This is a genomic window from Embleya sp. NPDC056575 (genome assembly GCF_042793325.1).
In the GTDB taxonomy this organism is placed as follows: Bacteria; Actinomycetota; Actinomycetes; order Streptomycetales; family Streptomycetaceae; genus Embleya.
In genome coordinates this window covers 63,659-89,327 of the sequence record NZ_JBHTVA010000003.1, presented here as the reverse complement: position 1 = coordinate 89,327, position 25,669 = coordinate 63,659, and the positions used below count along the sequence as shown (strand labels likewise).

Below are 25,669 nucleotides of genomic sequence, written 5' to 3'. Positions count from 1 at the left end.
CTGCTCGGCATGGCCGGACGGGTGCAGGTGCGGGAGATCGATGACGACGAGGGCAGGCGGCTGCTGCGGATCGTCCGCAGGGGCACCGGGTCGGTGGTGACCTGGCGGCGGGCGCACATGGTGCTGCCGGCCGCCCAGGGCATGAGCCTGGTGAAGGTCGCGGGCGGCCGACCGAGGACCTTCACGCTGCCCGAGCGCCGGGAGATCAAGAAGACCGCCAAGTCCAAGCCGGCCGAGCACGGCCTGCCCTTCTCGACCTGGAGCCTGGCCAAGCCGGCCGACTTCCTGGTCGCCGAGGGGGTGGTCGACGACATCAGCCACGAGGGCCTGCGCAGCCTGCTCCGCGAGGAAGGTGTCTCCTATCAACGCGTGAAGATCTGGAAGGCCTCCCGCGATACCGACTGCGACAGGCTCTACAGCCACATCAAGAAGGCCAAGAACCGCTCCAAGTTCCTGGAGTTCTGCCGCTACCCGCGCAGCCTCAATCCCGCGACGGTGCGGATCGCCCTCGTCTGTGACAACTACTCCCCGCACCTGACCACGAGGCGGTGCCGACGGGTCGCGACGTGGGCGGACGCAAACAACGTGGAGATCGCCTACACCCCGACCAACTCCTCCTGGCTCAACCGGATCGAGGCCCAGTTCACCGCCCTGCGCTACTTCACCCTCGACGGCACCGACGATCAAAGCCACAAGGAACAGGGCAGCATGATCCGCCGATACATCATCTGGCGAAACAAGCACGCCCGAGACCAGCGCCTACTCCGGATCATCAACAGGGCGAACATTGCCTGATGCGGCACCAGCATGAGGAAATCGGCTCGTGCAACATTGCACGAGCGACCGCGCGACCGTATAGGGGGCGTGCGGATCTCCGGTGGGTGGGAAAGCGGTGATCAACGTGCGGGAAGGTACGAACGGCGCGCCGGCGGGAACGCTGGGCGTCTCCGAGTGGGCGCGGAGCGCGGCGAGTTCGGCCACGGGGCACGGTGCCCGATCGGCCCTCCGCCGCGATGAAGGTCCTGGGGTCGATGCTGCGGAACGTGCGGGTGGGGCGGAGCGTGGGGTTGCAGGCGGCGGAGGTGGTGCGCGGGTCCCGTTCGAAGATCTCCCGCCTGGAACGCGGCGAGAGCCCGCCCAAACACCATGACGTCATGGGCCTGTTGCACGCCTACGGGGTGCGCGAGCCCGCGACGCCGGCCACGGTCGAGGACCTGCTGCGCAAGAGCGACGAGAAACCCTGGTGGCACCGCTACGCCGACGTCACCGCCGGCTGGCTGCGCCGGCTGATCAGCCAGATGGGGTTCCTGCTCGAAGCGATCGAACGCCAGTGGGTGTGGGCGCGGATCGTGCGGTTCGCCGGCGCCACGGACCTGACGCCGCCCTCCTCGATGGCACTGTCGCGATTCCCCCACGGCGGACCGCAGGAGATGCTGTACCTCGAACACGTCGAGGCCGCCGCCTACATCAGCCGCTGCCGCGACGTGGAGCGCTACCGCGCGCACGTGGAACGGCTCTACCTCGCCGCGGAGTCGCGCAGCCGCAGCCGCAGTAAGGAGATGCTCGCCGCGGCCCATCTCCGCTTTCGCGCGCAGGCCGAGACCTGATCATCCGGCGCGGCGCCCACGGGCCGAGAGAGTCGATGATCGAGGCCGCGGACGACGCTTTCGGCGACTGTTCCACGAAGCCGGCACGGCGGTGCCCGGGAAACCCGGGGGTCCCGGCCGACGGTGGGCCGGCGCCCGCGGCGGCGTATCGACGGATCGAACGTGACGAGGCGTCTACACGCGACACGACGCGGCACATCGTTTCGGCGCCGGTGAAGTACTCGAACGCCGTGGTCGCGGCGGGATTTGGCAACATCCGGCACCGGTTTCGCTGCTTTCGCCCGTGCGCAGGGCAGCATCCACGACGCGTTGCGTGCGGGGCAGTCGAAGGAGCTGTTCGGGACACACCGGGACAAGTCCGTTGACCTGCACGGACACGAGGGCGCTGTCCCGAACACGGTGTAGTGGTTGAGGACTCTTCCGTCCCTCGTCACATTGGTCGCGTCGGAACAGGGCCGACATTCCGGGCCCCGGATCCGCCGTGCGGGCTTCTCTGGTTCGTCCACGTGTCCCGGCGCAGCCGATGCCACGTCGTTCCTCGGGCCCGGACGGGTTCCGGCGACTCACCACCCATACGGAAGGGGTCTTTCGCCACATGATCCGAATACGACGTGCCCTCGCCATGATCGCCACCACCGTCGGCCTCATCGCCGCGGGCACCGCCATAGCGCCCGCGGCCTCCGCGTCGGCCGCAACGGACTGTTGGAGGCCGAAGCAGACCGACTTCTCCGTCGTCGCTGTGGCGATCCAGAACACCGTCACGCACGACGGGCCGTATGGCGCGTGCGGTGACGGCAGAATGCCCGGCGGCTACGTGTACGCGTCCTGCAAGTACCGGAACACCGCCGGAAACTGGTGGTACTTCACCGACTGGGGCTGGATCTACGGCGCCAAGTACATCGCCCGATGGCCCTACGGCCAACCGAACGTGACATGCACCAAGTACTGATCGGCCCAAGGCCGGACGGGCGACCGCGAGGTTGCCCGTCCGGCGGATCGCTCGACACGTCACGGGTCACGGAGTACTCGGCGAATCGGAACCTGTGTCTCGCCACCGTGCGCGAGTCCGTCGAGGCACGTGGACCGTGGCCGGCGTTCGCAAGGCCACCGGATCCGAGGACCTGATCCCCTCCGGCCCCGGAACCTCTCTCGGCCCCGGTTTGCTGCACCAGGCGACTTCGATGACGCCCCCGACCGCGCTGCCGTACGCCTTCGCCCAGCGCCCAGCGGAGCATTGCGCCGGCGTCGAGGCGTGCGCCCGTGCAACGGGTGGTGCGGGCCGGGGGGGCGTCTATCCGTGCTCCGCGCGGGCGGTCTGCGTCGACCGTGGGGCGTGGTCGAGGAGTTGGTGGCCCAGTCGGGGGTCGACGTGCAGGAACGGTCGCGGGTCGGTGCGGTCGAGTGCGCAGCTGTAGAGGGTCGGGGCGGGGCCCGGTGTGTCGGCGAACGTCTGGATCAGTCGGCCGTCGACGACGGCGTGGCACGAGCCGCTGTCCTCCGGTCGGCCGTGGAAGCGGTGGGCGACGGTGGTGCCGTCGTCGAGGTCCGCGACGAGCAGCAGCGGTACGAGATCCTCGTGTTCCTCCGGGAACAGGACGAGTCGGTGGTCGTCGAGCCAGGCGCCGTTCGGGACGCCGAGCATGCTCGCTCCCTCGTGATGGGCGACCAGGCGACCGTCGGCGGGGTCGAGGACCACGGTCACCTCGGTATCGCGGTCGTCGATGTGGGTGGCGGCCAGGAGGCGTCCGTCGGGCGAAAACCCGATCGCGCACTCCAGCGAGGACGAGCCGCCCGGGCCGGACCACATGCGCCGCCTGGCCCCGGTACGGATGTCGATCGTGGTGACAGTCGCGAGAGACTCGTCGTCACCCGCCGTCGCGAGGGTGTGTCCGTCAGGGGAGAACGCGACCAGGCGGTCGATGTCGTCCGGCCATCCGTCGAACACGAATCGCCCGCCGTCGGCCAACCGGTGCAGCACCCACCGCACGATGGGCCGCCGCGCCCACCGCACCCGAAAGACCACCCACCGTCCGTCGGGCGACAGGGCTGCGGCCGTGACCCCGGTGTCCGCAGGCGGCGGTGCGAGCGCAACGAAGCGGCCGGTGTCCGCGTCGAGCACCAGCAGGGACAGATCCGCGCAGCCCCGGGCCCCGAGAAGCAACCGGGCCCGTTCCACCGGCCGTTCCTCGAGCGTGTCGGGTGTCAGTTCCCAGGGCGGTCCGTGGATCGTGACGCCTCCGTAGGGTCGCCCGCCCGAGGGCGGATGATGTCCCGGATCTCGCACGGGACCCGGTCGAACCCGAGACCGTCGGCCCGCCGACCGGGGGGACGCGAGTGTGGCCGGCGAGCCGCTCGAGGCCGCGCCCGAAAGTGGATCACCGGGATCGGTACACGGCCGGGGTTCCCGCCCACGTCGTGGGTGTGCCGGGGTCGCCGTCCCGGTGTTCGAACCACCCTGCCCGGGTCCCGACGTGCCCAGGACACGGCTCGCTCGTCGAACCGACCGAGCGCCCCCAACCGGTAGCACACGATCCACACGTCGCACACCCCACCCGGCCCGCACACGCCCCGGACCCGGCGTCCGTACGGCAGGGCCCCGGGGCGTTCGACGCGCACTCGCCCCGCCCGACATCGGCGCCTGGAGTCACGTCCTCGGCATGGGCACACACGTCGGCATGGTGCAGGACCACCCGCAGTCCGCGCTGCCCCAGGGCTCGGAACCGTATCTGCGGCACCTGGCACAACGCCCGAGGGTGGCTCCCGCGGTGGCTCTGCGCCTGCGGGCGATCCTGCAGGAGTGGGACGCCGCGCCCACGACGGATCAAGGACGCGCCACCGGAAGCGTCGCGCCGTGCGAAAAACCCCTGCCGTAGGCGTTGTTCCCCCGCCGCAATCCGCCGTCTGCGTCGGACGCGGCCCCGCGAACGGGCCCGCAGACGCGGCGCGTTCGGCCCGGGACAAGCCCTGAGCCGGGATCCGGAAACTGGCGTGGCCGGGATCGGAAGTACGCCGGCGGAACATCCGCACAGGGAGTCGTCGTGAACGGCCCCGGCGTGCCCGGTGTGGCGACGGGGGTTCAGAGGATGCGGGCGAGGCTGCCGTATTCGATGAAGTCGCCGCCCTGGAGGACCCGGGATTCGGTGTCGGGGTGCCGGTCGGTGACCTCGGTTCAGTCGTTCTCGTCGAGGAGGGTGCGGCCGTGGGTCTCGGCGGTGGGGTCGTTGTCGACGTAGACGACGCGGCAGTCGGGGTGGACGGCCTGGGCGACCCGGTGGACGTTGTCGCGGGTCGGCAGCCCGGAGCCGTGGTCGAGGAACTGCCGGATCCCGTGCTCGCGCGCCGGCGTCCGGACCGCACGTCGTAGGAACGTGCGGTTGTTGAGCGCGAGCGCGCGGATGTCGGGGCGACGCGCAGGAGTTTCGAGCAGGCGCGGCGGTCGGCGGGGTAGTTGTCGGTGCCGCCGAGGAGGTAGTCGTGCATGCGGGGGACGCCGGGGGTTTTCGGGTCGATCGGGGGTGGGCCGGAATCGGTGTCCTGGTCCATGGTGTGCCCTCGACGTCCGTGCCACTCCCCCGCCCGGGTGACACGCCCCCATGCCAGGGAACCGGGCATCCCGTGGTGGGCAACTCCTGCGAGTGAACGCGGGTTTCGGGGCCTGTTCGTGCGGCGCCGGCGCGGATTCGGGCGCACGGGCGCGTGGCGGGGCGCGCGGCGTCGCGTTCTCCGGGATATCGGCGCCCGCGATGCGCAGGCGGAACCGAGCCGGGCGGTGCGTGACGATGTTGCGTTCCGTCCCGGCCCGCTCGTCAATCGCGGTGATCGTCAGACCCGGTCGCGCAGGGTGCCTCGTGGTCGAAGGCGACGATGTGGCTCACGCGTTCGAGCCGGTCGACGTCGACCCGTACCGCCACCGCTCCGCCGATGAAAATATCGCCTTTTCTTCTTAAACAGGGCAACTCACAGGATGGATGGTGACAAGCTGATTTGGCATCGTAACGCCAGGTATTTCAGGGCGACTTGCGTACTGCTCGTGCGCCCGGAATTTCGTCGCGTTCGTGACGGGCCGGCCCGGTTCCTCGCACGGCGGCGGCCCGTATGGACAGGACCTCGAAGTGCCCCAGGGGAGGAACCTCTTGCCCATCCGAATTCGGCTGCCGCGCGGCTTCGCCGCCGTAGGCACCGCCCTGCTCGCCATCCTGTTCGCCGCCGTCTCCGTTCCGCTGACGGCGTCCGGCGCCGCGGCGGCGTCCCCCATCTGTCTGAGCGGCAAGTTCCAGTACGACTACAAATCGGCCGAGGCCGGCACGAACAAGCCCACGATGACCAAGCCGGTCCGCAACGCGAACGCCCAACTGTGGGGCAAGGAGAAGTCCACCGACGCCCCGCGCCAACTCACCCCCGACTACCGGTACACCGGCAACGACGGCGGCTTCAACCTCTGCTACACCCCCACCTCGACCACCTCGATGAGCAGCATGTGGGTGCGGTTCCGCACCGAGAGCACCAAGCTGTGGAAGGTCGGCGACTCCACCGGCACCCCCTACATCCAGGACTCACCCACCCAGGCCGACATCTCTACCGGCATCGACCTCGGCACCCTCAAGCCGTCTGCCGACATGGCACGGGCCTGGCACGCGTTCGACACCGTCAACCTCCTGTGGTGGAGTCGCAACAACTCCGTCAGCGATTGCTGGTCCACCCACGAGGCGAACAACAACGCCTGCACCGAACTCAACATCCGGTGGACCGCCGACTCGGTCGACGGCCCGTCCTACGACCTGGCCAACACCGTCCACCTCTCCGCCACCGACCCCGACTCCGAGCACACCGTGCTCCACGAGGGCGGCCACTTCCTCCTGCATCGCCTGTACGACGGGTGGTGGCCGAACGTAACCGGCTGCAACCCGCACTACATCGAGAAGGCCAGCTCCGGCACGTGCGCCTGGGTCGAGGGCTTCGCCGACTCCGCCGCCGCCTACCTCCTCGGGGACTACCGCTACGTGTGGCCCACCGGCGACAGCCGGAGCTTCACCTACTCCACCGGCTGGGACACCGGGGACCGGGTCCAGGGCAACGTGGACGGCTCGCTGCTCGACCTGTGGAACAACGTCGACGGCGGCTGGAACGGCACGATCAGCGTGCTGACCACGCACACTCCCTCGACATTCGCCGACTACTTCAAGGCCGTTCGGCCCACCGCCAACCCCCCGCTCGCCACCACCGGAAGCGCGCTGACCCGCCTGGCCGCCCACGCCATCGACTACGGTCCCACGATCGTGGGCGACGGCCGAACCCACGCCCTCACCAACGGCGGCGGCCTGGCCATGGAACGCGTCGGCCAGTGCGGTGCGTCCGGCAGCGCCCCCGCCAACCTCTACACCTACGATCCCACCAGCACCAGACAGCAGTGGACGCTGAGGGCGAACGCGAACGGCACGGCGAAACTCATCGACGGCTGCCCGGACGCACTCGTGCTGACCGCGCCCTACAACGCCGGCGAACAGGCCACCCTGCGGGCCGTCAACTCCTCCAACGCCTGGCAGGAATGGCAGGTCACCCAGAACAGCAGCGGGACCTTCACGATCACCAACCCGGCCAGCGGATTCACCCTCGACAGCGCCTCCGTCACCATCGGCGCCGCCGTCATCACCAAGCCGACCGCCAACACCACCACCCAGAACTGGGCCGCGCTCAACTGACAGCCGACAACCCCCATGGCGCTCCTGCGGCCTCCGGCCGTCGGAGCGCCCCTCTTCGGTACGGCCCGACCCCGCGACCGGCGTGATCACCCGGACGGACACCGCCCCGCCGGCGATACCCGCCATCCCTGCCCCGGACCACCGTCTTCGAGGAACGACCCCCTCGAAGAGCGCGGCATTCCGGAACTGCGCCTTCGCGAACTCACCGGCAGCAGCCTCCTCTTCTCCGAACACGTGCCGATCGGCGGCCGGCTCGAACTGCCCTACACTCCACCCGGCTCGACCCGGCTCGCCCGCCAGGAGCGGGTGAACGGGGGCGCGTCTCGAGGCCCCGGGGGTGTCGCAGGCGGGGCCTATGCTGCGCCGCTGTGGACGTTGAAGATCTCGACTATCGGACCCGGACCCAGTCCGGGTGTATTCCTCCGGACCTGGTCACCCGCCTTCTCGAGCTCGGGCACCAGGAGGTGGTGGAGGGCTGGGCGGCGCGCGGGGAGTGGTTCTGCGCGCGCGAGCACGCACGGTGGCTGACCGCGCGGGACCGCCACGCCGAGGCGCTGCGGGTGCTCGACCCGTACGTGGCCACGGGGTGGTGGACGGCGGCCGAGGTGCTGGAGGGGTACGGGAAGGCCGAGGAGGCGATCGCGCTGGTGCGCCCGCACGCCGAGGGCGGGGGTTCGCCGGAACTGGCGTTCTGTGCCCGTCTGCTCGCCCGGCACGCTCGTGCCGACGAGGCGTTCTCGATGCTCGCTCCGCACGTCGCGGAGTGGATCCCCGCGGCGGCGCTGGTCGACGTCGCCGCGGTCGCCGGTCGCGACGAGGACGCCGCCGACCTGCTGACCGCCCGCATCCGGGCGGTGCGCGACTGTGGGCGCTGCGGCTCACCGTCGTGCGGTGGCCGTGGCGTCACCCCGTGGAACGCGGTCGAACTGCTCGCCGGGATCCGTGAGCGCCAGGGCCGTGTCGACGACGCCGTCGCCCTCCTGCGCACCCGGGAGTCCACGTCGGTCGGCAACCGCGACGCGCTCGCCGACCTGTTCGCGCGGCACGGCCGGTTCGAGGAACTGCGCGCCTATGCGATGGTCGAAGACCACGGCCACGCGGCGGCGCGTCTGGTGGAGTGGCTCGAGGAACGCGGCGACGTGGAGGGCGCGATCACGGTGCTTCGGGATCGCGTGGACGCGCGGGCCGGCTTCTCCCACCCCGAGGTGCACCTCGCGCGGTTCCTGGAGCGGCACGGCCGCGTCGACGAGGCGATCACGGTGATGCGCGCACTCGCCGACGACCACCCGGAGGACTGGACCGTGTCCATGCTGTGCACCCTGTACGCCGACCACGGCCGCGCCCGGGAAGGCCTGGCCCACCTCGACGACCTGATCCCGGGGCGACAGGACTGGGAGTTCTTCCGCAGCCGGATCACGCTGCTGGCCGCGTGCGGGCTGCACGAGGAGGCGATCGCCCAGGCCCGCGCACACCCCGAGGGAGACAGCTCGTACGCGGCGTGGACCATCGCCGAGGTGCTCGCCGACGCCGGCCGGCCCGAGGAGGCCGTGACCGAGCTCGAACGACACCCCACCGCCAACCCGAAGTTCCTGGCCCGGTATCTGATCGACCTCGGCCGCATCGAGGAAGCCGTGGCGCACCTACGACGGCCCAGCCCCAGGCCGGCCTGGCCGGCGGCGACCGGTGGCACGGACACACCTCCATTCTGAACGTCGGTGGATCGTGACATCCGGCGCGGTCGAAGCCGCGCTGTTCCGGGCCCGGGGTACGGATCGGGCGCTGACGACACCGATCTACTCCCGGGTGGGATCCTCTCGAACGTGGCCGAGCAAGTACTCGGCCTCCGAGAGGAGTTCCTCCGTCACCCGCACGCCCGTCAGCCGCTCGGCGAGCGCGAGGACGTTCGCCTTGTCGTCGTACACGTCGAGGTCGGCTCGGCCGTCGGGGTCGCACCAGACCTCCTCCATGACGGGGAGCAGGTCGTCGGGAGTGCTGCCGGCGCGGGCCTCGGGCCTGTCGAAGGTGATACGCAGTTCGCCGTCCTCGTACCAGTCGAAAAGGTGGATGGGCTTGCCGCCGTTGCTGGAATGCATGACGGCGCGCGACCCCGCGGACAGGATCTCCAGGAACCAACCGCGCATCCCGACACCACCGTCGAAGTGCAGGACCAGGGTCCAGTCCCCGCCCTCGCCCGGCACGGTGAACGCGCCCGCGAGGAACGACCCGTCCCACGTCTCGGCGGCGAAAAGCTCACTCTGCCGCTCGATCAGGCCACGAAATCCTGTGCACGCCCCCAGTGGCTCGGCCTCCATCACCCGTAGCACCTCCGCCGGCGCGACGCCGCGCACCAGGGTGAGGCAGTATCCGACCTCCATGCCGAGCCCGAGGAAGGGCGAGGAGCGTAGCCAGCCGTAATCGGCCGCGGTGACGGAATGCATGCGGCACAACCTCTCATCGGCCACCGACGCCGTCACCCCGCAACGGCAACCCGGGCCCGGACCCGCCCGGTCGGCCGGTATGAAACAGGTGCATACATCCGGGACGGGCGGGCGGGTATCGGGCCCGGCGCTCAGAGACCAGGTGCAGGGCGACGGCGGGCACGTCCAGGCCCATCAGGCCGGCGGTGTCGGCGAGTTCGCCGGTGGGCAGGGAGGCGAGAACCTTGGACACAGGCGGGTGATGTGGAGGATTCGGCCATCGCATGGCGAGATATCGCTTTGTGGTACCGAGTGATTGCGAAGTGTGATCTGATCGGGACCTGGCAGAGCCGTAGGCAGTGTCAGGTCACGCGCGTAGAGGGCGAGGGGGCGTCTCGTGCCGTTGTCCGTGGTGGATCCGCTCGTCGGTCATCCGATGCGGAGGGGACTTCGTCCCGCGCCCGGATAGGGCCCGACTCCCGAGGCGCGCCCGGCCGTCGTGACCCGAGCCGCACTGCCCGGCCGCCGGGTCGCCCGGTCGACCTGTTGTCCAGCCGCTCCGCTGCCTTGCACATCCGAGATGTCTGGAGTCTGCGATGGCCATTCCCATGCCACCCGGCCCCCACGCGAGGGTGATCTTCGTCGGTGTCGGTCAGGGCGACTGCACCCTGATCATCTTCCCCGACCCACCGCACGGCACCGGCGAGGTGGTGTTGATCGACTGCGGCTCCACCAAGGGCGCACGTTGCCTGATCACCACCCCCACGCAGGAGGTCGTGGACGCCCTCACCAATGTCAAGCGCCTCCTCGCCACCTTCGTGCCGAGGAAGACGATCGACTACCTGTTCATCTCGCACGCCGACGAGGACCACTACAACCTGCTGGTGCGCGCGCTCGACGGATTCACGGTGAAGTCCGCCTACTACACAGGGGTGCTGGAGGACTACCAAAACGGTCGCGACAAGTCCGGCGGTCTACCGAACGCCACCTACCGGTGGCTCCAGGCCAACGGCGCGCAACCACTGCCCAATTCCCTCGCGTTCAGCGGACCCCCGGCCGGCGGGGGCACCGGCGTGCCCTGGCAGTACGGTCAGCCGATCGTGCGTCTGGGCACCGACGAAGGGCTCTACGCCGTGGCGGCCAACGCCACCGGCACCTACGCGACGCGCAAGGCGAAGTGGGAGAAGTACCTGGCCCCGGCAACCGATCCGCACGAGAAGACGCGCCTGCGGAAGGAACTGGAACGCTACGACCCGAACCCGGACAGCGCGGTACTGGCGCTGGTCTACAAGAAGGCCGTGATGGTGTTCGCCGCGGACTCGACGGTGGTCACCGAGGACTTCATCCTCGCCAACTGGGCACCCCGGCTGCCGTCGGCGAACGTCACCCTCAAGATGGGGCACCACGGCAGCGACACCTCCTCCCGCGAGCGGTGGATCAAGCTGATCAAACCGCAGCGGCTCACCGTCAGTTCCGGGACCAAGTCCTTCAACGGCTCGGGTATCCCCAAGATCAGCCACCTGGAACAGGTGAAGACGTGGTCCGGCGTCGTCCAGCCCGCCGAACCGCACGAGTACACCTACTTCGACGACCGGGCCGCGCCGAACCCGTCGTTCCTGGTCGACCAGACCGACCGGGCCGTGTTCACCTCGCAGTTGATGGTCAACCCGAACTGGACGCCCACGACACCGGACGACGAGCGCTTCATCTGCGGCACATGGCACCTGACGCTCGACGCCGCCGGCAACGTCATGATCGGCTACTGAGACCCGGGGGGACAACGCCATGGCGCTGACCACAGACGAACTCCGGCGCAGGTTTCCCACGATCGGCGGCGAATTCCGCCTGACCGCCGCGGAACTGGCCGTGCCGGGCACGGAAGACCTCTTCGGCACCTACCTGGGCGGCCCGCTGGCCGTGACCGGGGTCACCGCCGTCGACCCGGAACACCTCACCCTCTCCGGGGCGGTGACCGTGCCCGGCCTGACCCCGGGCGCCGCGGCGACGATCACCTTCACCGCGAACACGACGGCATCGCCGCCGGTGGTGGCCGGCCTGACCGTCGATGTCACCCTGACCACCGCGCCGGACCCGGGCGAGTGGAAGATCGACCTCCCCTACCTCCGGCTCGAAGCCGGCTTCCTGCGCGCCTACGGCTTCGACCGACTGTTGTTGGTGTTGTCCGCCGAACCCGGCGCCGACGACGCGGTGTCCACGGTCGCGACCGTGGGCGGCGACCTGCCGTTCGCCGCCGCCGGGGAAGCGGCGCTGCGGTTGCGCACGCTCGTGCAGACCGGCCCGGCCGCCAGTACGTACACGTTGCACGGCGCGTTCGCCGGAGTGGGCTTCACCACCCTCGGCGACCTCGGCCAACTCGTCCCGGGAGTACCCGCCGGCCGCTTCGTACTGCCGGACCTGCCCGGTCTGCCGCTCCCGGCCACGCTCGAACTCCTCGAACTGAGCGTCGTGTTCACCCCCGACGCGCAGCGCGCGGCGGCCGGTCTCGATCCCGTGCTCGGCGCGTCGGTACGGGTGGGCATCCCGGCCCGCTGGGACCTGATCCCCGGCGTGTTCGACGTCGAGGAGATCGACGTCGAGTTCGGCATCGCGTCCCCGCGCAGCACCGGGGCGAACGTGCACGCCCGGCTCGGTGGAGTCCTGCGCGTCGGTGATGCCTTCGTCGGCGTGTCCGTCTCCGTGCCCGAACTCGACCTCACCGCCGAGCTGCTCCAACCGCTCCCGCTCGCCGACGTGCTCGCCCTCTTCGTACCCGGCGCCCGGATCCCCACCGGGACGGTGGAGGCGTTCGGGGCGTGGCTCGACGCGCGGTCGAAGGACTTCGGCGTCGAACTGGACCTGGCGGGCGACTGGGAGATCGGCGACGTCTTCGCGCTCACCGGCATCACGCTGTCCGTCGAGGGCACCGGGACAGCCGGCCGCACCGTCGGGCTGAGCGCCCAGGCCGCCGTCGGCGGGACCCGGCTGAGCATCGCGGCCCGCTACGACAACGGTCTGTGGCGATTCTCCGGCATCGCCAACGACCTGGTACCCGCCGACCTGTTCGCCCTCTTCGGCGTGGCGCCACCCGCGCTGCTCGCCGACCTGACGGTACGTGAGACCAGGGTGTCGTTCGACAGCGGCGGCCGGGAGTTCGACCTCGGCTGCTCCTGCGCCTTCCCGCTCGGCGACGCCGACGCCGTGCTCGACCTGACGGCCCGGCTGACGCGTCGGGCGGCCGGCGGGTACGACAAGAACGTCGCCGGCACGCTGACCGTGCAGGTCCCCGACGGGCAGGACGACCCACGCACGCTGGTCTTCGCCGTCGAGTACCACGAACAGGGCCCGGCGGCGACGATCACCGGGACGTGGCACGCGGACGAAGGTGTCGCGCTGACCGACCTGGTGGCCGCGCTCGGTATCGAACTGCCCGATCTGCCCAAGGTGTTGCGGCCCGTACTCACCGCACTGTCGGTGCGGTACGAGTCCGCGACCGGCCGGGTGCTGCTGACCGCCTCGACCGAACACACGGGCTGGGTCTACGCCGCCCGCCCCGGTACCGGTCCGGGCGCGCCCCGGGTGCACGCGGCGGCGGTGCGCGCCCGGCTCGGGGCACGCGCCTCGGACCTGCCGCTGGTCGGCGAGGCGATCCCGCCCGGCGCGGACCTCGTCGTCGACGGCGTCGCCTTCACCTCCACACCCCCCGGCTGGGACGCGCCGCAGGCCGCCGCGATCAACGACGCGTTGCACCGGATCGACTCCGGCCGCGAACGTCGACTGCCGCGTTTCGCCGGCGGCACCGCGGCCGGGCCCGGCTTCGCCGTACAGATCGAGATGAGCATCGGCGGGGTGGCGCAGGACCCGCTGCTGCTGCCGATCACCACCGGCCCCGGCGGCACGCTCGTGGCCGCCGCCCGAACCCCGCTCACGGTGCACGCGGCCCCGGCCGACACGGGCGCGCGTGACCTCGACCTGACCTTCGGGGCGGTGCGGATCTCGCGGATCGGCGTCGGCCTCGCGGACGGGCGCATCCTCGTCGCGCTGGACGCCGTGCTGTCGGTGGGCCCGGTCCGGCTCGTGCTGATGGGCCTCGGCCTGGGCATCGACGGGGAGTTGACCGTCTCGCCCCGACTGCGCGGCGCCGGTGTGCAGTTGCACCAACCGCCGCTGCGGATCAGCGGCATGGTCGAGCGCCGCACCGGTTCGGAGGTCGCCCCCGGCCTGACCGAACAGTTCATCGGACTCGCCTCCATCGAGACCGGATTCTTCGCCCTGCACGCCGCCGGCTCGTACGCCAAGGCCGTCGACGGCTGGTCGTCGATGTTCTTGTTCGGCGAACTCTCCGGCGGCGAGCGGGGGTTGTTCGGCCCGCCCCCGTTCCGGGTGATCGCCCTCTCGCTCGGCTTCGGCGTCAACAGCACCGTGCGCACCCCGACCATCGCGGACGTCGGCACCTTCCCGCTCGTCAACCGCCTGGACGGGAGCGGCAGCGGCGACACCCCGGAACAGGTGCTGGAGAAACTCGCCGGTCCCGGCGGCTGGATCACCCCGCGCGAGGGCCGGTACTGGGGCGCGGGCGGCATCGAGTTCAGCTCGTTCGAGTTCATCCGCTCCCGGGCGCTGCTCCTGGTCGAGGGCGGCGAACAGTGGAAGGTGCTGCTGATCGGGCGCACCACGATCGACCTGCCGCGCAACAAGGCCGCCGCCAAACCGATCGCCCGCGTCGTGATCGACCTGGCCATCGGATACCACCACGACCACGGCCTGTTCTCGATGGACGCCGTCATCGCGCCCGGCTCCTACGTCATCGACCCGGCGGCCGAACTCACCGGCGGCCTGTCCCTGTACATCTGGGGCAAGGACCGCACCGCCGTCGGCGGCGGCAAGGGCTTCGTGTTCACCCTGGGCGGCTACCACCCGCGGTTCAAACGACCCGCGTACTACCCCAACCCGCCACGTGTGGGCTGGCGTTGGGCGATCGGGCCGGTGGCCATCCGGGGCCGGGTGTACGCGGCGCTCACCGACGGCGCGTTCATGGCCGGCGGCGAGTTGTCCGCGAACTACGACAAGGGACACGGCATCAAGCTGCAAGCCTGGTTCACCGCCTGGCTGGACGCGCTCGTGCAGTGGAAACCCTTCTACTTCGACCTCTCCATGGGCCTGAGCATCGGCGTCGCGGCCACCGTCAAGGTGTTGTTCATCCGCGTGCGGGTCTCCCTGTCGGTCGGGGTGTCGCTGGACCTGTGGGGGCCGCCGATCGGCGGCCGGGCCCGGATCAAGGTGTGGTTCATCGGCTTCACCATCGGCTTCGGTACCGACCGCGCCGGTGTACCGGCGGTCGAATGGCCCGAGTTCGCCGTGCAGTTGCCCGCGCCGCTGTCGATCGCCCCGCTGGCCGGACTGCTGGTCGACGTCGACCCGGAGGAGACCGCGAGCCGGTCCGCCGCAGGGGAGCCACTGCTGGTCTCCGGCGACGGATTCACCGTACGCACCGAGTCCGCCGTGCCCGCGAGCCGTATCACCCTCAACGGCAAGACCTTCGCCGGCAGCGCGGACGACACCATCGACATCCGGCCGATGGGCGCCAAGGGACAGGGCGTGGTCTCCGAACACCACGTCACGCTCCAGCGGTTCGACACCGAGTACACCCCCACCGGATGGCGCGTCACCGTGCACCGGCAGGACATGCCCAAGGGCATGTGGGGCGCGCCACTGGCCAAGCCCACCGACGTGCTCGACGGCGACGGCCTGCTCACCGACCGCCCGGCCGGCCTCACCTTCGAGATCCCCGAACCCGAACTGGGCCCCGCCGTCGGCTGGGTCGACGGCAAGGCGCTGAAGGCCGACGGACTCCCGGACGCCGAGATCCCACGACTGGGCGCCCACCCGGAGGGGCCGCCGTCGATCCCCGACGACGAGGGCGAGGGCGGTATCCGCGCCATCGTCGACCCGGACACCGGCATCGCCGCGCCCACCACCGCCGAACGCCGCGCCTCGGTACACGCCGCCCTGGCCGCGCTCGGCCTCGCCCCCGGCACCGACAAACCGCCGACCCGCTACGCCGACCTCGCCCGGAGCACGTTCACCACCGCGCCCATGACCACCACAGCCGAGAGGTGAACCGACGTTGAGCGGTACCGAAGACCTCCTCGTCGCCTTCCACGACTACCGTCGCCCGCTCGCCCCCGCCGGCGTCTACACACTCACGGCGGAGCACCACCTGACCAAGGACGGCAACCGGGTCGACGCGAACCCGGCCATCCCGACCACCACGCGGCAGTTCGAGATCCGCGCGGTCCGGTTCGTGCTCGACCCGGCTTCCGTGCACGCCCACTACCCCGCCGAGGGCGCCGCGGGCGACTTCCGCCGTACCCTGCCGCACATCACGCTGGACCGCTCCATCCTGCCCTGGGAACGGCTGACCAAGGGCCGCGCCGTACCCGAACACGCGCCGTGGCCGGCGCTGATGGTCTTCCGGGCGGGCGAACTGCCCGACGACCCCGAGGGAATGGGCCGCACCACCACCCGTACCATCGCCGAACTGCGCGACCCCGGCGCCGGCATCCTCGGCCCCGACCTCAGCGACGAGGGCATCACCCCGGGCGTCGCGGCGAGTCGCTGCCAGAGCATCGACGTGCCCGCAGCGCTGTTCACCGCGCTCGTACCGCGCGAGGAGGAACTGCACTACCTCGCCCACGTCCGCGACGTCGCCACCAAGCCGCGACTCCTCGACGACGGCGAGATCCCGACCGAGGGTCGATACGCCGTCCTGGCCGCCAACCGACTCCCCCGGCACACCGGCACCTACACCGCGCACCTGGTCTCCCTGGAGGGCTTCGACGGCAAGCTCGACCCCGGCCGACTGGGCGCCGGTATCCGGTTCGTGCGGCTGTGCGTGCTGCACTCGTGGACGTTCACCAGCGACCCGGCCGGCACCCGCGACGCCGCCGCGCTGCTGGGCAACCTCGTCGCACCCGCCCGCACCGACCGGGAGAACCTGGCGCTGCGCCTGCGCCCGAACGGCGAGGTCGCGGCCCGGTCCACCGGGGACGCCGAGGACTACACCCGCCGCCGACTCCACCTGGGCTACACCCCGTTGCCGTACCGGCTGCTGTCCGGGGAGACCACATACGGCTGGTACCGCGGCCCGTTCGTCCCCGTGATCGCCGCCGAGACCCGCGACTTCGCCCGGGACACGCCCAAGACCACCGCCGACCACGCGTTGATCTACGAACCCGAACACGGCCTGTTCGACGTCTCCTACGCCGCCGCTTGGACCCTCGGCCGCACCCTGGCGCTGAGCGACCCCGACTACAGCGAGGAGATCACCCGCGCGCGGCGCGAACTCGCCAACACCGCGGCGACCGTGATGGCCCGAGCCGCGGCCGGCGGGGCGCTCGCCGACGGCGACCCGGACGGGCGGACCCTGCGCGAGTTGGCCGATCCCGGCTTCGCCGCCCGCCTGCTCGACGCACTCGGCCGCCCGCCGGCCACGCCCGACCGGGCGGCCCCGACGCCGACGCGGCGACGGCGTAACCGCCCGACCCGGCAGGGCGCCCGCGCCGCACTCGCGGCCGAAGCCGCGACGGTGGCCCTGACCGCCGCCGCCGAACGACACAGCCCCACGCTGCCGGCCTGGCTGGACGAACTGACCCTGCTGCGCCGCGTACCGTTCAACTACCTCGTCCCACACCCCGCGATGCTCCCCCCGGAATCGATCCGGCTCTTCCGCATCGACGAGAACTGGATCGAGGCACTGCTCGCGGGCGCGCGCGACGTCGGCGTACACAGCTCCCTCGACGCCCTCGTCGACACCGCGCTCACCGCCGCCGTCGACCGGCGCCGCACCCGCACCCGCACCGGGCGGGCCGGCCGCGCCGGACTGCTGATCCGCTCCGAACTCGTGCAAGCCTGGCCGGTGTTCGACCTCATCGCGAGCATCGCCGGCGCCGACGTCGGCGAACTGCGCCGCGACCACCTCGCCCCCGACACCCTGCTGGTGCTCCTGGACGCCGTGCCCGACGAGATCGTCATCCGCGAACCCGGCCAGGGCATCCACTTCGGCATCGACAGCAAGGCGGGGGCCGGCGACAACAGCGTGATCAACCTGCGCGACCACCGGCCCGGCGACAACCTCGGCCACCCGCTGCGCCGCAACTACCCCGCCGAGGGCGGCCTGCTCACCCGCCACCTGCGCCTGCCGTACGAGGGCGACGTCCCGCAGGTGCTCGCCTTGCGCGGCGACCGGGGCCTGGTACCCGCGCTCGCCGCCGGGCTCGACCCCGCGCTGCGCGACCTCGCGCCGGGCGAGTTCGCCCTGCAACTCGTCAACGCCCCCGTCGAGCAACGCCTGACCCTCGACCCCGCGCCGGAACGGGAGAGCGCCCGATGACCGACACCGATCCGACGACCGGCAGCGCCTCGACGGCCGACACCGACCTGATCGTCCCCGTCGAGGTCCACGCGCTCCTCGCCACGCGTGACGTGGCCGCGTACGACGACTTTCGTCGCTGGAGCCCGCGCTACCCGTGGACCTTCGCCGAGGAGTTCCGCAGCAACGCCGAACCGCCCGTCCAGTACGCCGAGGGCAACCCCGAAGAGGGCATCCATGTCCAGTGGCAGTTGCCCGAGGCGCTGAGCACCGGCGTGATCGACGCCGCCACCGGTGTCAGCAAGTTCCCGCTGGTGCCGAACCGTTGGCTCGTGGTGCGTTATGCCGAGGTGCGCGGCACGCTGAAGGCAGCCGGGTTCCTGGTCCACTCCGACTACCTGGAGAAGGCCGACGGCGGGCCCGTCGAGTCCGCCTTCACCCCGTTCGTGGACCCGGCGTCGCCCATGGAGCGGCCTCGCGCCGACTACATCGGTCGGGTGCATGCGCTGAGCGAGGGGCCCTGGCGCGAGCCGGCCGCCCGGCCGCTGTTCCTCACCGCCATCGGCAGTGGACTGCCCGCGTTCGCGGCGTTCGCGCCGTACCACGAGAACGTGTTCCTCTTCCACGACACCCTCGCCGACCTGAAGGCCAACGACAACCACCCACCGCCGTGCACCGTGAGCTACCAGGTGATCGGCTGGTACAGCCGGGACGACGCCGACATCCTCGCCACCGCCCGCGACATCGCCGGCCTGCTGCCCCCCGACGCCGACCCCGACGACCCGGCGGACGTGCTCCGGGCGCTGGGCTGGGCCGCGCCCGACGGCATGCCGAGCACGATCACCCGCACCCGGTACGTCGGTACCGCCCTCGGCATCCCCTGGGACCGCGAGGGTGGACACCCCGAGTCCGACCGGCCCGCGAGCGGAAGCGTCAACGTCGCCATCGGCCACAGCATCGCCGATGCCGTCGCCGCGCTCGCCGCGCGGCCGACCGGCGACACCGACCTCGCCGACCGGGTCCGCGCCCTGTTTCACGGCAACCCCGACGAACTCGACCACCCCGACGGGAAGGTCTCCCTGGACGAGATCACCCGCCGGTCGTGGTTCAGCGGACACGACGGCGGCGCGCGCTGGCAGGTGGTCAACCGACCCGGCGGACAGGCCGACAACCAGGCCCCGCCGCCCGCGCAACCGGACTGGATCGCGGATCTCAACGGCGACCAGGACGACTACGACCGGGCCGGCCACGACCTCGCCGCCGCGCAGTGGCGGCTCTGGCGCCTGTGGTGGTTGCGCCACCTGCCCGAGAACCGCCGCCCGCTCGACTTCGACCTCGACGAGACCGCCTGGGACGCGCGGATCCGGGACGCCGGCACGCGGGTGACGGACTGCCGGGCCGAAGTCGAACGGCTCGCGCCCAAGGTCCCGCACGGGCTCACTCCCGAAGCGCTCCAGGCCGCGATCGATCGCTACGCGGAAACCCGCGAACTGCCCGCCGAGTCGGAGCTGAAGCGCACACCTCGGCAGAGCTTCCACAGCCCCGCCGACCCCGTCCTCGCGCTCACCGGCTCGGGTACGTCACAACCGCTCGGCCGGGACGAGGACGACCCGCTGCCGTGCCGGCTGCCGTCGCGGCTGCTGACCCGGGTGAAGATCAACGGCACTTGGGCGGACGTCTCCGGCACCCCGCTGCTGCCCGTCAACACCCCCGAAGTGCCGGGCGGGATCAGGGCGTTGGTGGCGGAGTTCGCGCTGCTCGACCGGGCCGTACGCACCCCGGCGACCGGTGGCGAGCCCGCGCGCACGGCGCTGGACGCCGTCGTCGCCGACCCGGACGCCAACTCCGTGGGTCCGTGGCCCGAATACACCGGGGTGTGGCGGCAACCGTGGCTGCCGCTCTACCTCCAGTGGGAGGTCAAGTATTGCGCCACCCCGTACCGGAGTCCGGACGCCACCCTCAACTGGGAGTTCGGCCCCGGTCGCGACGGCGACCCCGAACCCGACATCCACCGCTACCGCTGGAGGGGTACGAACGCGGCCGAGGGCGACGGGGACGGCGGCCGACGGTGGACCGCCTTCGGCGCGCGTGCCTTCGTCACCCCCTCCACCCGCTACGTACTGCGCGAGCAGGCGCGCCGACTCGCCGGCCACGCGCCGCCGGAGCCGGCCCGGCAACTGCTGGCCATGCGCGAGGAGTTGGAGACGATGGATGTGCTCTCCCAGAGCCTCGACGGCTTCCACGACTGGCTCCTCCAGCAGGACGGCGCCGCCCAGGCCGTCACCGACGCGTCCGTCCTGGCCCTGGCCGGGGAGACCAACCACGTCCCCGACGGAGCGGAGGGTCATGGCACGCGGCGTTTCCAGCCGGTACGGGCCGGCCAGTTCCACTTCATCGAACTGATCGTCGTCGACCGCTTCGGCCGGGTGTGCTCGCTGGTGCAGCCGGTCGGCAGCCAGCCCATCCACTTTCCGCTCGTGCGGGCGGAGAGCGTGGTGCCGGATCGCGATCTGTTCCTCGACCCGCCCGGCCCGCAGCGCTTCGTGCAACTGCCGCCCCGGATCGCACAACCGGCCCGGGTGCGGCTGGATCCCGTGCCGCTGCGGGTCGACGAGCCGCCCGCGGAGGTGGATGGGGCCGGAACCGGGGCCGTCGAGGTCGCGGGATCGGCCGGCGCCGAGACGCCGGTGGCCGGATGGCTGCTGGTCAACCACCTCGACCGGACCCTCCTGGCCTACGGCCCCGACGGGGAGCCGTTGGGTGAACTGCGGGTGGTCCGCGACGTCGACAACATCCGTACCACTGCTTGGAATACGCTTCCGCACGCGCCGTTCCGGCACCCGGACGACGACGACTTCGCCGCCGCCTACCCGCACCTCGCGGCCTTCGCGCGTGGCCTGCTCGGCCACGAGCCGGCGGCGTTCGAGGCACTGACCGAGACGATCGACACCGCGCTCGACCACATCGTCGAGCCCGCGCCCGACGAGGACCGGTCCCCGGCGCGGTTGATCGGTCGCCCCATCGCACTCGTCCGGGCCCGGCTCAACCTGGATCTGATGGGTGAGCCGCTGAGCGACCCGAGTTGGAAACGTGCGCTCGTGCCGGCGGGCGAGCCCTACCCCGACGCGGGTGAGTACCCCGACCATCGCGACTACCCGGACTATCGCTGGACCGTACGGCTGGGCGATCCCGACCGGCTCTCCGACGGGCTCATCGGCTACTTCGCCGCCGACGACCACGACCTGCGCACCCGGTACCACCGCTTCCACGCCGTCGACCCGAACGGTCCGGCCAACACGTACGTCACGGCGATCGACACCGGCGCCCACCTCACCGTGCCGGCTCGGCCCGCCGATCGTCCCGCCACCCACCACCTGACCCTGCTGGCCTGCCCGCACACCGCCGTGCACGCCACCACCGACATCCTGCCCGTCGCCGAGGTCGGGGTGGACGCCGACACCACGCATCGGGCCCTGGCCCGGATCCGCGCCTCTTTCCGGCTCAACCCCCTGCTCGCCCCCGACCGCTTCGGCCCGCCCACCGCCTCGGCCTCCGCCGAGGCCGGTGCCGGGCATCCCGCCGCCGCGATGGCCGACGGCGACCCGAGTACCTCCTACGAGAGCGTCGAACCGCCGGTCGCCGGCGACTGGGTCGGCCTCGACCTGCACGTGGGACGGGCGGTGGAGGGCGTCGACATCCTCCTCGGCAGGGCCGACGGCAGTGGTATTCCGGCGGCGACCGAACTGGAGGCATCGGCGGATGGCGAGCAGTGGACCGTGTTGCGGGGCTACGGCCGGATGGCGGAGATCCACCACGATGTGGAACCCCCGCTCGCCGTGCGCTTCCTGCGGCTGCGGTACACCGGCGTTGCCGACGAGCCGTATGCGGTCCGGGAGTTCGGCGTGCGGGCCGAGCCGCCGGACAGCTCCCTCGTGATGCCCCGTCCCGCCGCCTGGCACGGCGAGTGGACCTGGGCCGAGCCGATCGTGGTGGACGGCACGGCCGACGGCGCGGCACTGCCGGACTGGGACGAGCACGTCATCCACAACGCGGACCCGTTGTCCCACCCCGACGCGCCCTTGCCGGTGGCTCGTTCGGGCTACCTCCAACTGCAACCGGCCGGGTCGGTGCGCAGGCGCGCTGCGGCGGCGGGCGGCGGGGGTTCGCCGGCTCCGACGGAGACCCCGACGGCCGCACCGGTTGCCCCGGTTGCCCCGGTTGCCCCGGTCGAGGAAGGAAGTGCTTCGTGACCAGCCCCGATTCGGCGCTGCTGCTCCCGTACCGCCTGGAGCACACCCCGGCGCCGGCCACCGGACCCGAGGAGACGGCCCTCCACCGTGTCCGGCTCACCGTCGGCGACGACCCGGAAGGCCGCACCGCCTGGCCGGTGCGGTGCGCGCGGATCGCCCTCGCGCTCCCGACCGCCCACGACACGGTCGTACGGACCGGCGAACCCGTGATCCTGCGCACCCGACTGGACGTGCGACGCGGCCCCGGGCGCGGCCGACAGTGGCTGGTCGAAACCGGCACCACCGACCCGACCACCACCCTCCTCACCCTCACCCCCGCCGAACCGGCCGGTTTCGACGGCAGTTGGACCCTCACCCTCATCCTCGACATCAGCACCCCGCTCGGCACCCTGAGCCGGATCACCGAGGACACCGCGCCGGGTGACGGCCCCCCGCAGCGCCGCGCCGGGAACACCACTCTCAGCACCGCCACCGCCACGCCGTCCGAGAGAGTTGGAGAGCCGTGACCACCGCCGCCCTTCCCATGCTGCTCCCGCCCGCCATGGTGCCCGAGCCGGGGACGCCGAACGTCTCGACGTTCGCCAAACCGGAGTACGCCAAACTGACCCTCACCTACGGCAAGGTGAAGTCGGGCGGCACCTGGCCCGTGCACTGCAAGTGGTTCAAGGTCCGAATCCCGACCGGCCGTCAGGCATCCGCGCTGACCAGCGAACCGGGGCTGATCAAGTACGAGTTGACCGTCCCCGCCGGAAAGCGGCAGTGGACCGTGGACCGCGACACCCGCGACCCGAACCAGGTGATCTTCACGTGTTCGCCGCCGCCGGACGAGCCCGCCGCGTTCGACGGAACCTGGAGCGTCGTCCTGGAGTTGTGGGGCATCGAGGTCAACGGCGGAGTCGGCCCGGTCGACATCGTCTGGGAGGAATCGACGTCGACCACCGGAGCCACCGGCCGCTTCGAGGAGCGTGAGGGTCGAGGCGAAGTGCGCAAGCGCGACGACTCGTTCTACCTGCACAGCTTCCGACCGGCCACCGTCGCCATCGCCCGCAACACCAAGGCCACCCTCCTGTGGGACGGCACCCCACACGCGACGTACACCATGTACTACCGAAAGCCGGACGGCACCCAGGGCTCCGCCCCGGCGAGCAACGGCAGTTGGACCTCCCCGGTGGCCCTGGTCGACGACTCCAGCTTCACCCTCGAAGCCAAGATGGGCAACGAAGTCCGCTACCTCACCACATACATCAAGGTCAACACCCCGGACATCGCCGTCACCAGCGTGGCGGCCCCGACCACCGCCGGCACCATCGCCGTCAAGAACACCCTGGCACTCGAGGGCAAGGCCGGGCTGACCATCCCGCAGAACGGCGGCCAGATCACCGTCTTCGGCGCCCTCACCGCGAAGGCCGGCCCGGCGGCAACCACGGGCGAACTCACCGCCAACGGCCCGCTCACCACGAACAGCACCATCACAGCCAAGGGCAACGTCACCGTCGACCCCGGCGCCAACGGATACATCTGGCTCAAGACGGGCCGCCTGGACATCAAGGACACGGCCAACATGAACGTCTACGGCACCCTCGCCGTCATCAAGGTCAAGTCCACGATCAACGGCGCCTTCACGGTCGAGAACAGCATCAGCCAGACATCGGGTTCGATCAGCACGACCGGCAACATCACGGCTACCGGCAACATCACCGCAGGCGGCCACCGGGTGCTTCGGGCCGGTGACACATTGCGTTTCGTCAGCCACACGAACAGGTACCTCGAGGAGGATGTGGCCGGTTCGTCGCAGGAGTTCGTGCCCGCCGAAACCTCCAGGACCCTCTACCGGAATTCCGACTGGAAGACTTACCACGTAGCTTCAACCCTCTCGTCCGAAGAGGCCGCCGAGAACGCCCAACAATCCGTGGAGGTCAAACAGGAGAAGGAGACGGCAACCGCCGATCCCGAGTCCTGACTCCCCCGGAGCGGGGCGACGTGGCAGGGCCCGCCGGAATGAATCGGCGGGCCACGGAAGGCAGCGTGCGGTCACGCGTGTTGCCTCTCGATGACCGTCCGCCGGTCTCGGTCGCGATACCAGACCAGTTGCTCGACTGCGGCCGTATCGGCGATGGTGGCGGTGAGGCCGAAGTCGTGGACGGTGGAGCGTTGTCGGCCGTCCCACCAGCGCCAGGCGGTCTCGACCTCGTCCCACAGGCGTCGTGGTCCGCTCCGGCGCGGCAGGTCCGCCGACCGATAGGCGGCCGGCCCGTCTCCCACCGACAGCGGCAAGGTCGACCGAGACCGCCTCCTGGCCCTCCTCGACCACGCGGAACCGGCGAAAGGCGCCACCCACGCGGCACCTCGTGCGGCGCAGCGGCGGGCGACGTCGGATCGATCGTGGCCACATTGGCGGGTCTGCTTCGGCAGGAGAAGGAGAGGATCGCCGTAACCCTGAGGATGGACGGTCTGACCTCGGCCGAGACGGGAGCGTTCCCGGGCGTGAGCGACCAACGGGCCCGGGACCTGCTCAAACGGGCCCGCAAACGCCTGCGCCGGCAATTCGCCGCCCAGGACGGACCGGACGACGGGAGCAGTTGTCTCACGACGTGTCAGTCGGCGGCTGTCTCAGGACGGCGCCATTCCCTCAGACTGCCCATCGGGCAGCGGCGTGTCGGCCACGAGCACCACCCCGGGCGCCGCGGTCTCAGGCCCGATCTGCCGCGGATCGATGCTCGACTCCGCCGCGACGACCGGCGCCCAGCACTCGCCCCAGGAGGCACCCCAACTGCTCGCCCGGTCATCTTCGGGGTCGAGGTCCTCGGGCCTGCCGGGGATCCCGAACTCGTCCAGCAGTCGGCGCTCGACGCCGAACGGCTCGCCGAGCGCGAGGCCCGGATACTCGGCGATCCACCGCCTGACCACCCGGCCATCTTCGGCGATCAGCCATGCCTCGCCGTCGTTCTGCTCGCTGTGGAAGTATGCATGGGCTCGCCCGAACTCGGCGCTCAACTGCCGGCAGAGCTCGGTGACATACGCGGTGCGCTCAAGATACGGAAGCCCGACCCAGGCCCCGATCACCAGCGTCCACGCGTTGATCGGCGGAGGGATCACGACGGTCGAGAATCGCTCCTCGCCGCTGTGCGCCACGTCGTCGACAAGATCCGCGCCCTCCGCCCACGTCGTCTCGCGGACGCCCGTGAGCCCGAGCAGCGCCGCCAACTCGGCTTGGCCTGCCCCGTGCACGGCAATCCACGAGAGCCAGCACGCGCGAATCGGCAACGGCGAACCAGGAGTCTCCACAACCACCACCATAACCAGCACCCACCGACACGACGGCGCTCGC

General features: G+C 71.1%; 17 protein-coding genes and 1 pseudogene. 12 read left to right on the top strand and 6 right to left on the bottom strand.

Annotated features, from left to right (window positions below; all coding sequences use genetic code 11):
* The first annotated feature begins 9 nt into the window (after positions 1–9).
* The 3 genes from ACFRCG_RS02905 to ACFRCG_RS02895 all read left to right on the top strand — a co-directional run bounded on the left by ACFRCG_RS02905 (position 10) and on the right by ACFRCG_RS02895 (position 2,556).
* Positions 10–795: a transposase gene (locus tag ACFRCG_RS02905; RefSeq protein WP_380028090.1), complete on the top strand. Its 786-nt coding sequence runs from the start codon at positions 10–12 to the stop codon at positions 793–795.
* Between the two features lie 194 nt (positions 796–989).
* Complete coding sequence (locus tag ACFRCG_RS02900; RefSeq protein WP_380028088.1) at positions 990–1,607, top strand: Scr1 family TA system antitoxin-like transcriptional regulator; 618 nt, start codon at positions 990–992, stop codon at positions 1,605–1,607.
* A gap of 595 nt (positions 1,608–2,202) precedes the next feature.
* Complete coding sequence (locus tag ACFRCG_RS02895) at positions 2,203–2,556, top strand: hypothetical protein (RefSeq protein ID WP_380028086.1); 354 nt, start codon at positions 2,203–2,205, stop codon at positions 2,554–2,556.
* 342 nt (positions 2,557–2,898) lie between these two features.
* Here the strand turns inward: ACFRCG_RS02895 and ACFRCG_RS02890 are convergent, their stop codons facing one another.
* Positions 2,899–3,783 (bottom strand): WD40 repeat domain-containing protein, encoded by an 885-nt coding sequence (locus tag ACFRCG_RS02890; protein WP_380028084.1) that lies wholly within the window; start codon positions 3,781–3,783, stop codon positions 2,899–2,901.
* A 481-nt stretch (positions 3,784–4,264) separates the two neighbouring features.
* Here ACFRCG_RS02890 and ACFRCG_RS02885 point away from each other — a divergent pair, with 481 nt between their 5' ends.
* Positions 4,265–4,480 (top strand): hypothetical protein, encoded by a 216-nt coding sequence (locus tag ACFRCG_RS02885; RefSeq protein WP_380028082.1) that lies wholly within the window; start codon positions 4,265–4,267, stop codon positions 4,478–4,480.
* Positions 4,481–4,776: 296 nt separating this feature from the next.
* Here ACFRCG_RS02885 and ACFRCG_RS02880 read toward each other — a convergent pair.
* Positions 4,777–5,219 (bottom strand): annotated as a pseudogene (locus ACFRCG_RS02880) (SAM-dependent methyltransferase).
* A gap of 521 nt (positions 5,220–5,740) precedes the next feature.
* Here ACFRCG_RS02880 and ACFRCG_RS02875 point away from each other — a divergent pair.
* Together ACFRCG_RS02875 and ACFRCG_RS02870 are read left to right on the top strand one after the other, a co-directional pair.
* Positions 5,741–7,306 (top strand): RICIN domain-containing protein, encoded by a 1,566-nt coding sequence (locus tag ACFRCG_RS02875; protein ID WP_380028077.1) that lies wholly within the window; start codon positions 5,741–5,743, stop codon positions 7,304–7,306.
* Positions 7,307–7,674: 368 nt separating this feature from the next.
* Positions 7,675–9,015: a tetratricopeptide repeat protein gene (locus ACFRCG_RS02870; protein WP_380028075.1), complete on the top strand. Its 1,341-nt coding sequence runs from the start codon at positions 7,675–7,677 to the stop codon at positions 9,013–9,015.
* Between the two features lie 84 nt (positions 9,016–9,099).
* Here ACFRCG_RS02870 and ACFRCG_RS02865 read toward each other — a convergent pair whose 3' ends face one another.
* Complete coding sequence (locus ACFRCG_RS02865; RefSeq protein WP_380028073.1) at positions 9,100–9,744, bottom strand: DUF6461 domain-containing protein; 645 nt, start codon at positions 9,742–9,744, stop codon at positions 9,100–9,102.
* Between the two features lie 13 nt (positions 9,745–9,757).
* A complete protein-coding gene (locus tag ACFRCG_RS02860; protein ID WP_380028070.1) occupies positions 9,758–9,976 on the bottom strand; it encodes a hypothetical protein in 219 nt (72 codons plus the stop codon).
* 343 nt (positions 9,977–10,319) lie between these two features.
* Between ACFRCG_RS02860 and ACFRCG_RS02855 the strand changes: the two genes are divergently transcribed.
* Genes ACFRCG_RS02855 through ACFRCG_RS02830 form a run of 6 tightly spaced genes read left to right on the top strand, consistent with a single transcriptional unit; the run spans position 10,320 to position 24,301 of the window.
* A complete protein-coding gene (locus tag ACFRCG_RS02855; protein ID WP_380028067.1) occupies positions 10,320–11,489 on the top strand; it encodes a ComEC/Rec2 family competence protein in 1,170 nt (389 codons plus the stop codon).
* Between the two features lie 19 nt (positions 11,490–11,508).
* On the top strand, positions 11,509–15,840 hold the full coding sequence (locus tag ACFRCG_RS02850; protein WP_380028064.1) for a DUF6603 domain-containing protein: 4,332 nt from the start codon (positions 11,509–11,511) through the stop codon (positions 15,838–15,840).
* 7 nt (positions 15,841–15,847) lie between these two features.
* A complete protein-coding gene (locus ACFRCG_RS02845) occupies positions 15,848–18,112 on the top strand; it encodes a hypothetical protein (protein ID WP_380028062.1) in 2,265 nt (754 codons plus the stop codon).
* On the top strand, positions 18,109–22,341 hold the full coding sequence (locus ACFRCG_RS02840) for a discoidin domain-containing protein (RefSeq protein WP_380028060.1): 4,233 nt from the start codon (positions 18,109–18,111) through the stop codon (positions 22,339–22,341). Before ACFRCG_RS02845 ends, ACFRCG_RS02840 begins: the two co-directional genes overlap by 4 nt.
* A complete protein-coding gene (locus ACFRCG_RS02835; protein WP_380028059.1) occupies positions 22,338–22,847 on the top strand; it encodes a hypothetical protein in 510 nt (169 codons plus the stop codon). The genes ACFRCG_RS02840 and ACFRCG_RS02835 overlap by 4 nt, the downstream gene beginning before the upstream one ends.
* The gene (locus tag ACFRCG_RS02830; RefSeq protein WP_380028058.1) at positions 22,844–24,301 is read left to right on the top strand and encodes a hypothetical protein; all 1,458 of its coding nucleotides are present in this window, start codon (positions 22,844–22,846) and stop codon (positions 24,299–24,301) included. Before ACFRCG_RS02835 ends, ACFRCG_RS02830 begins: the two co-directional genes overlap by 4 nt.
* A 71-nt stretch (positions 24,302–24,372) precedes the next feature.
* Here ACFRCG_RS02830 and ACFRCG_RS02825 read toward each other — a convergent pair whose 3' ends face one another.
* Both ACFRCG_RS02825 and ACFRCG_RS02820 read right to left on the bottom strand, forming a co-directional pair.
* On the bottom strand, positions 24,373–24,603 hold the full coding sequence (locus ACFRCG_RS02825) for a hypothetical protein (protein ID WP_380028056.1): 231 nt from the start codon (positions 24,601–24,603) through the stop codon (positions 24,373–24,375).
* A gap of 348 nt (positions 24,604–24,951) precedes the next feature.
* On the bottom strand, positions 24,952–25,647 hold the full coding sequence (locus tag ACFRCG_RS02820) for a hypothetical protein (protein WP_380028054.1): 696 nt from the start codon (positions 25,645–25,647) through the stop codon (positions 24,952–24,954).
* Positions 25,648–25,669 lie beyond the last annotated feature (22 nt).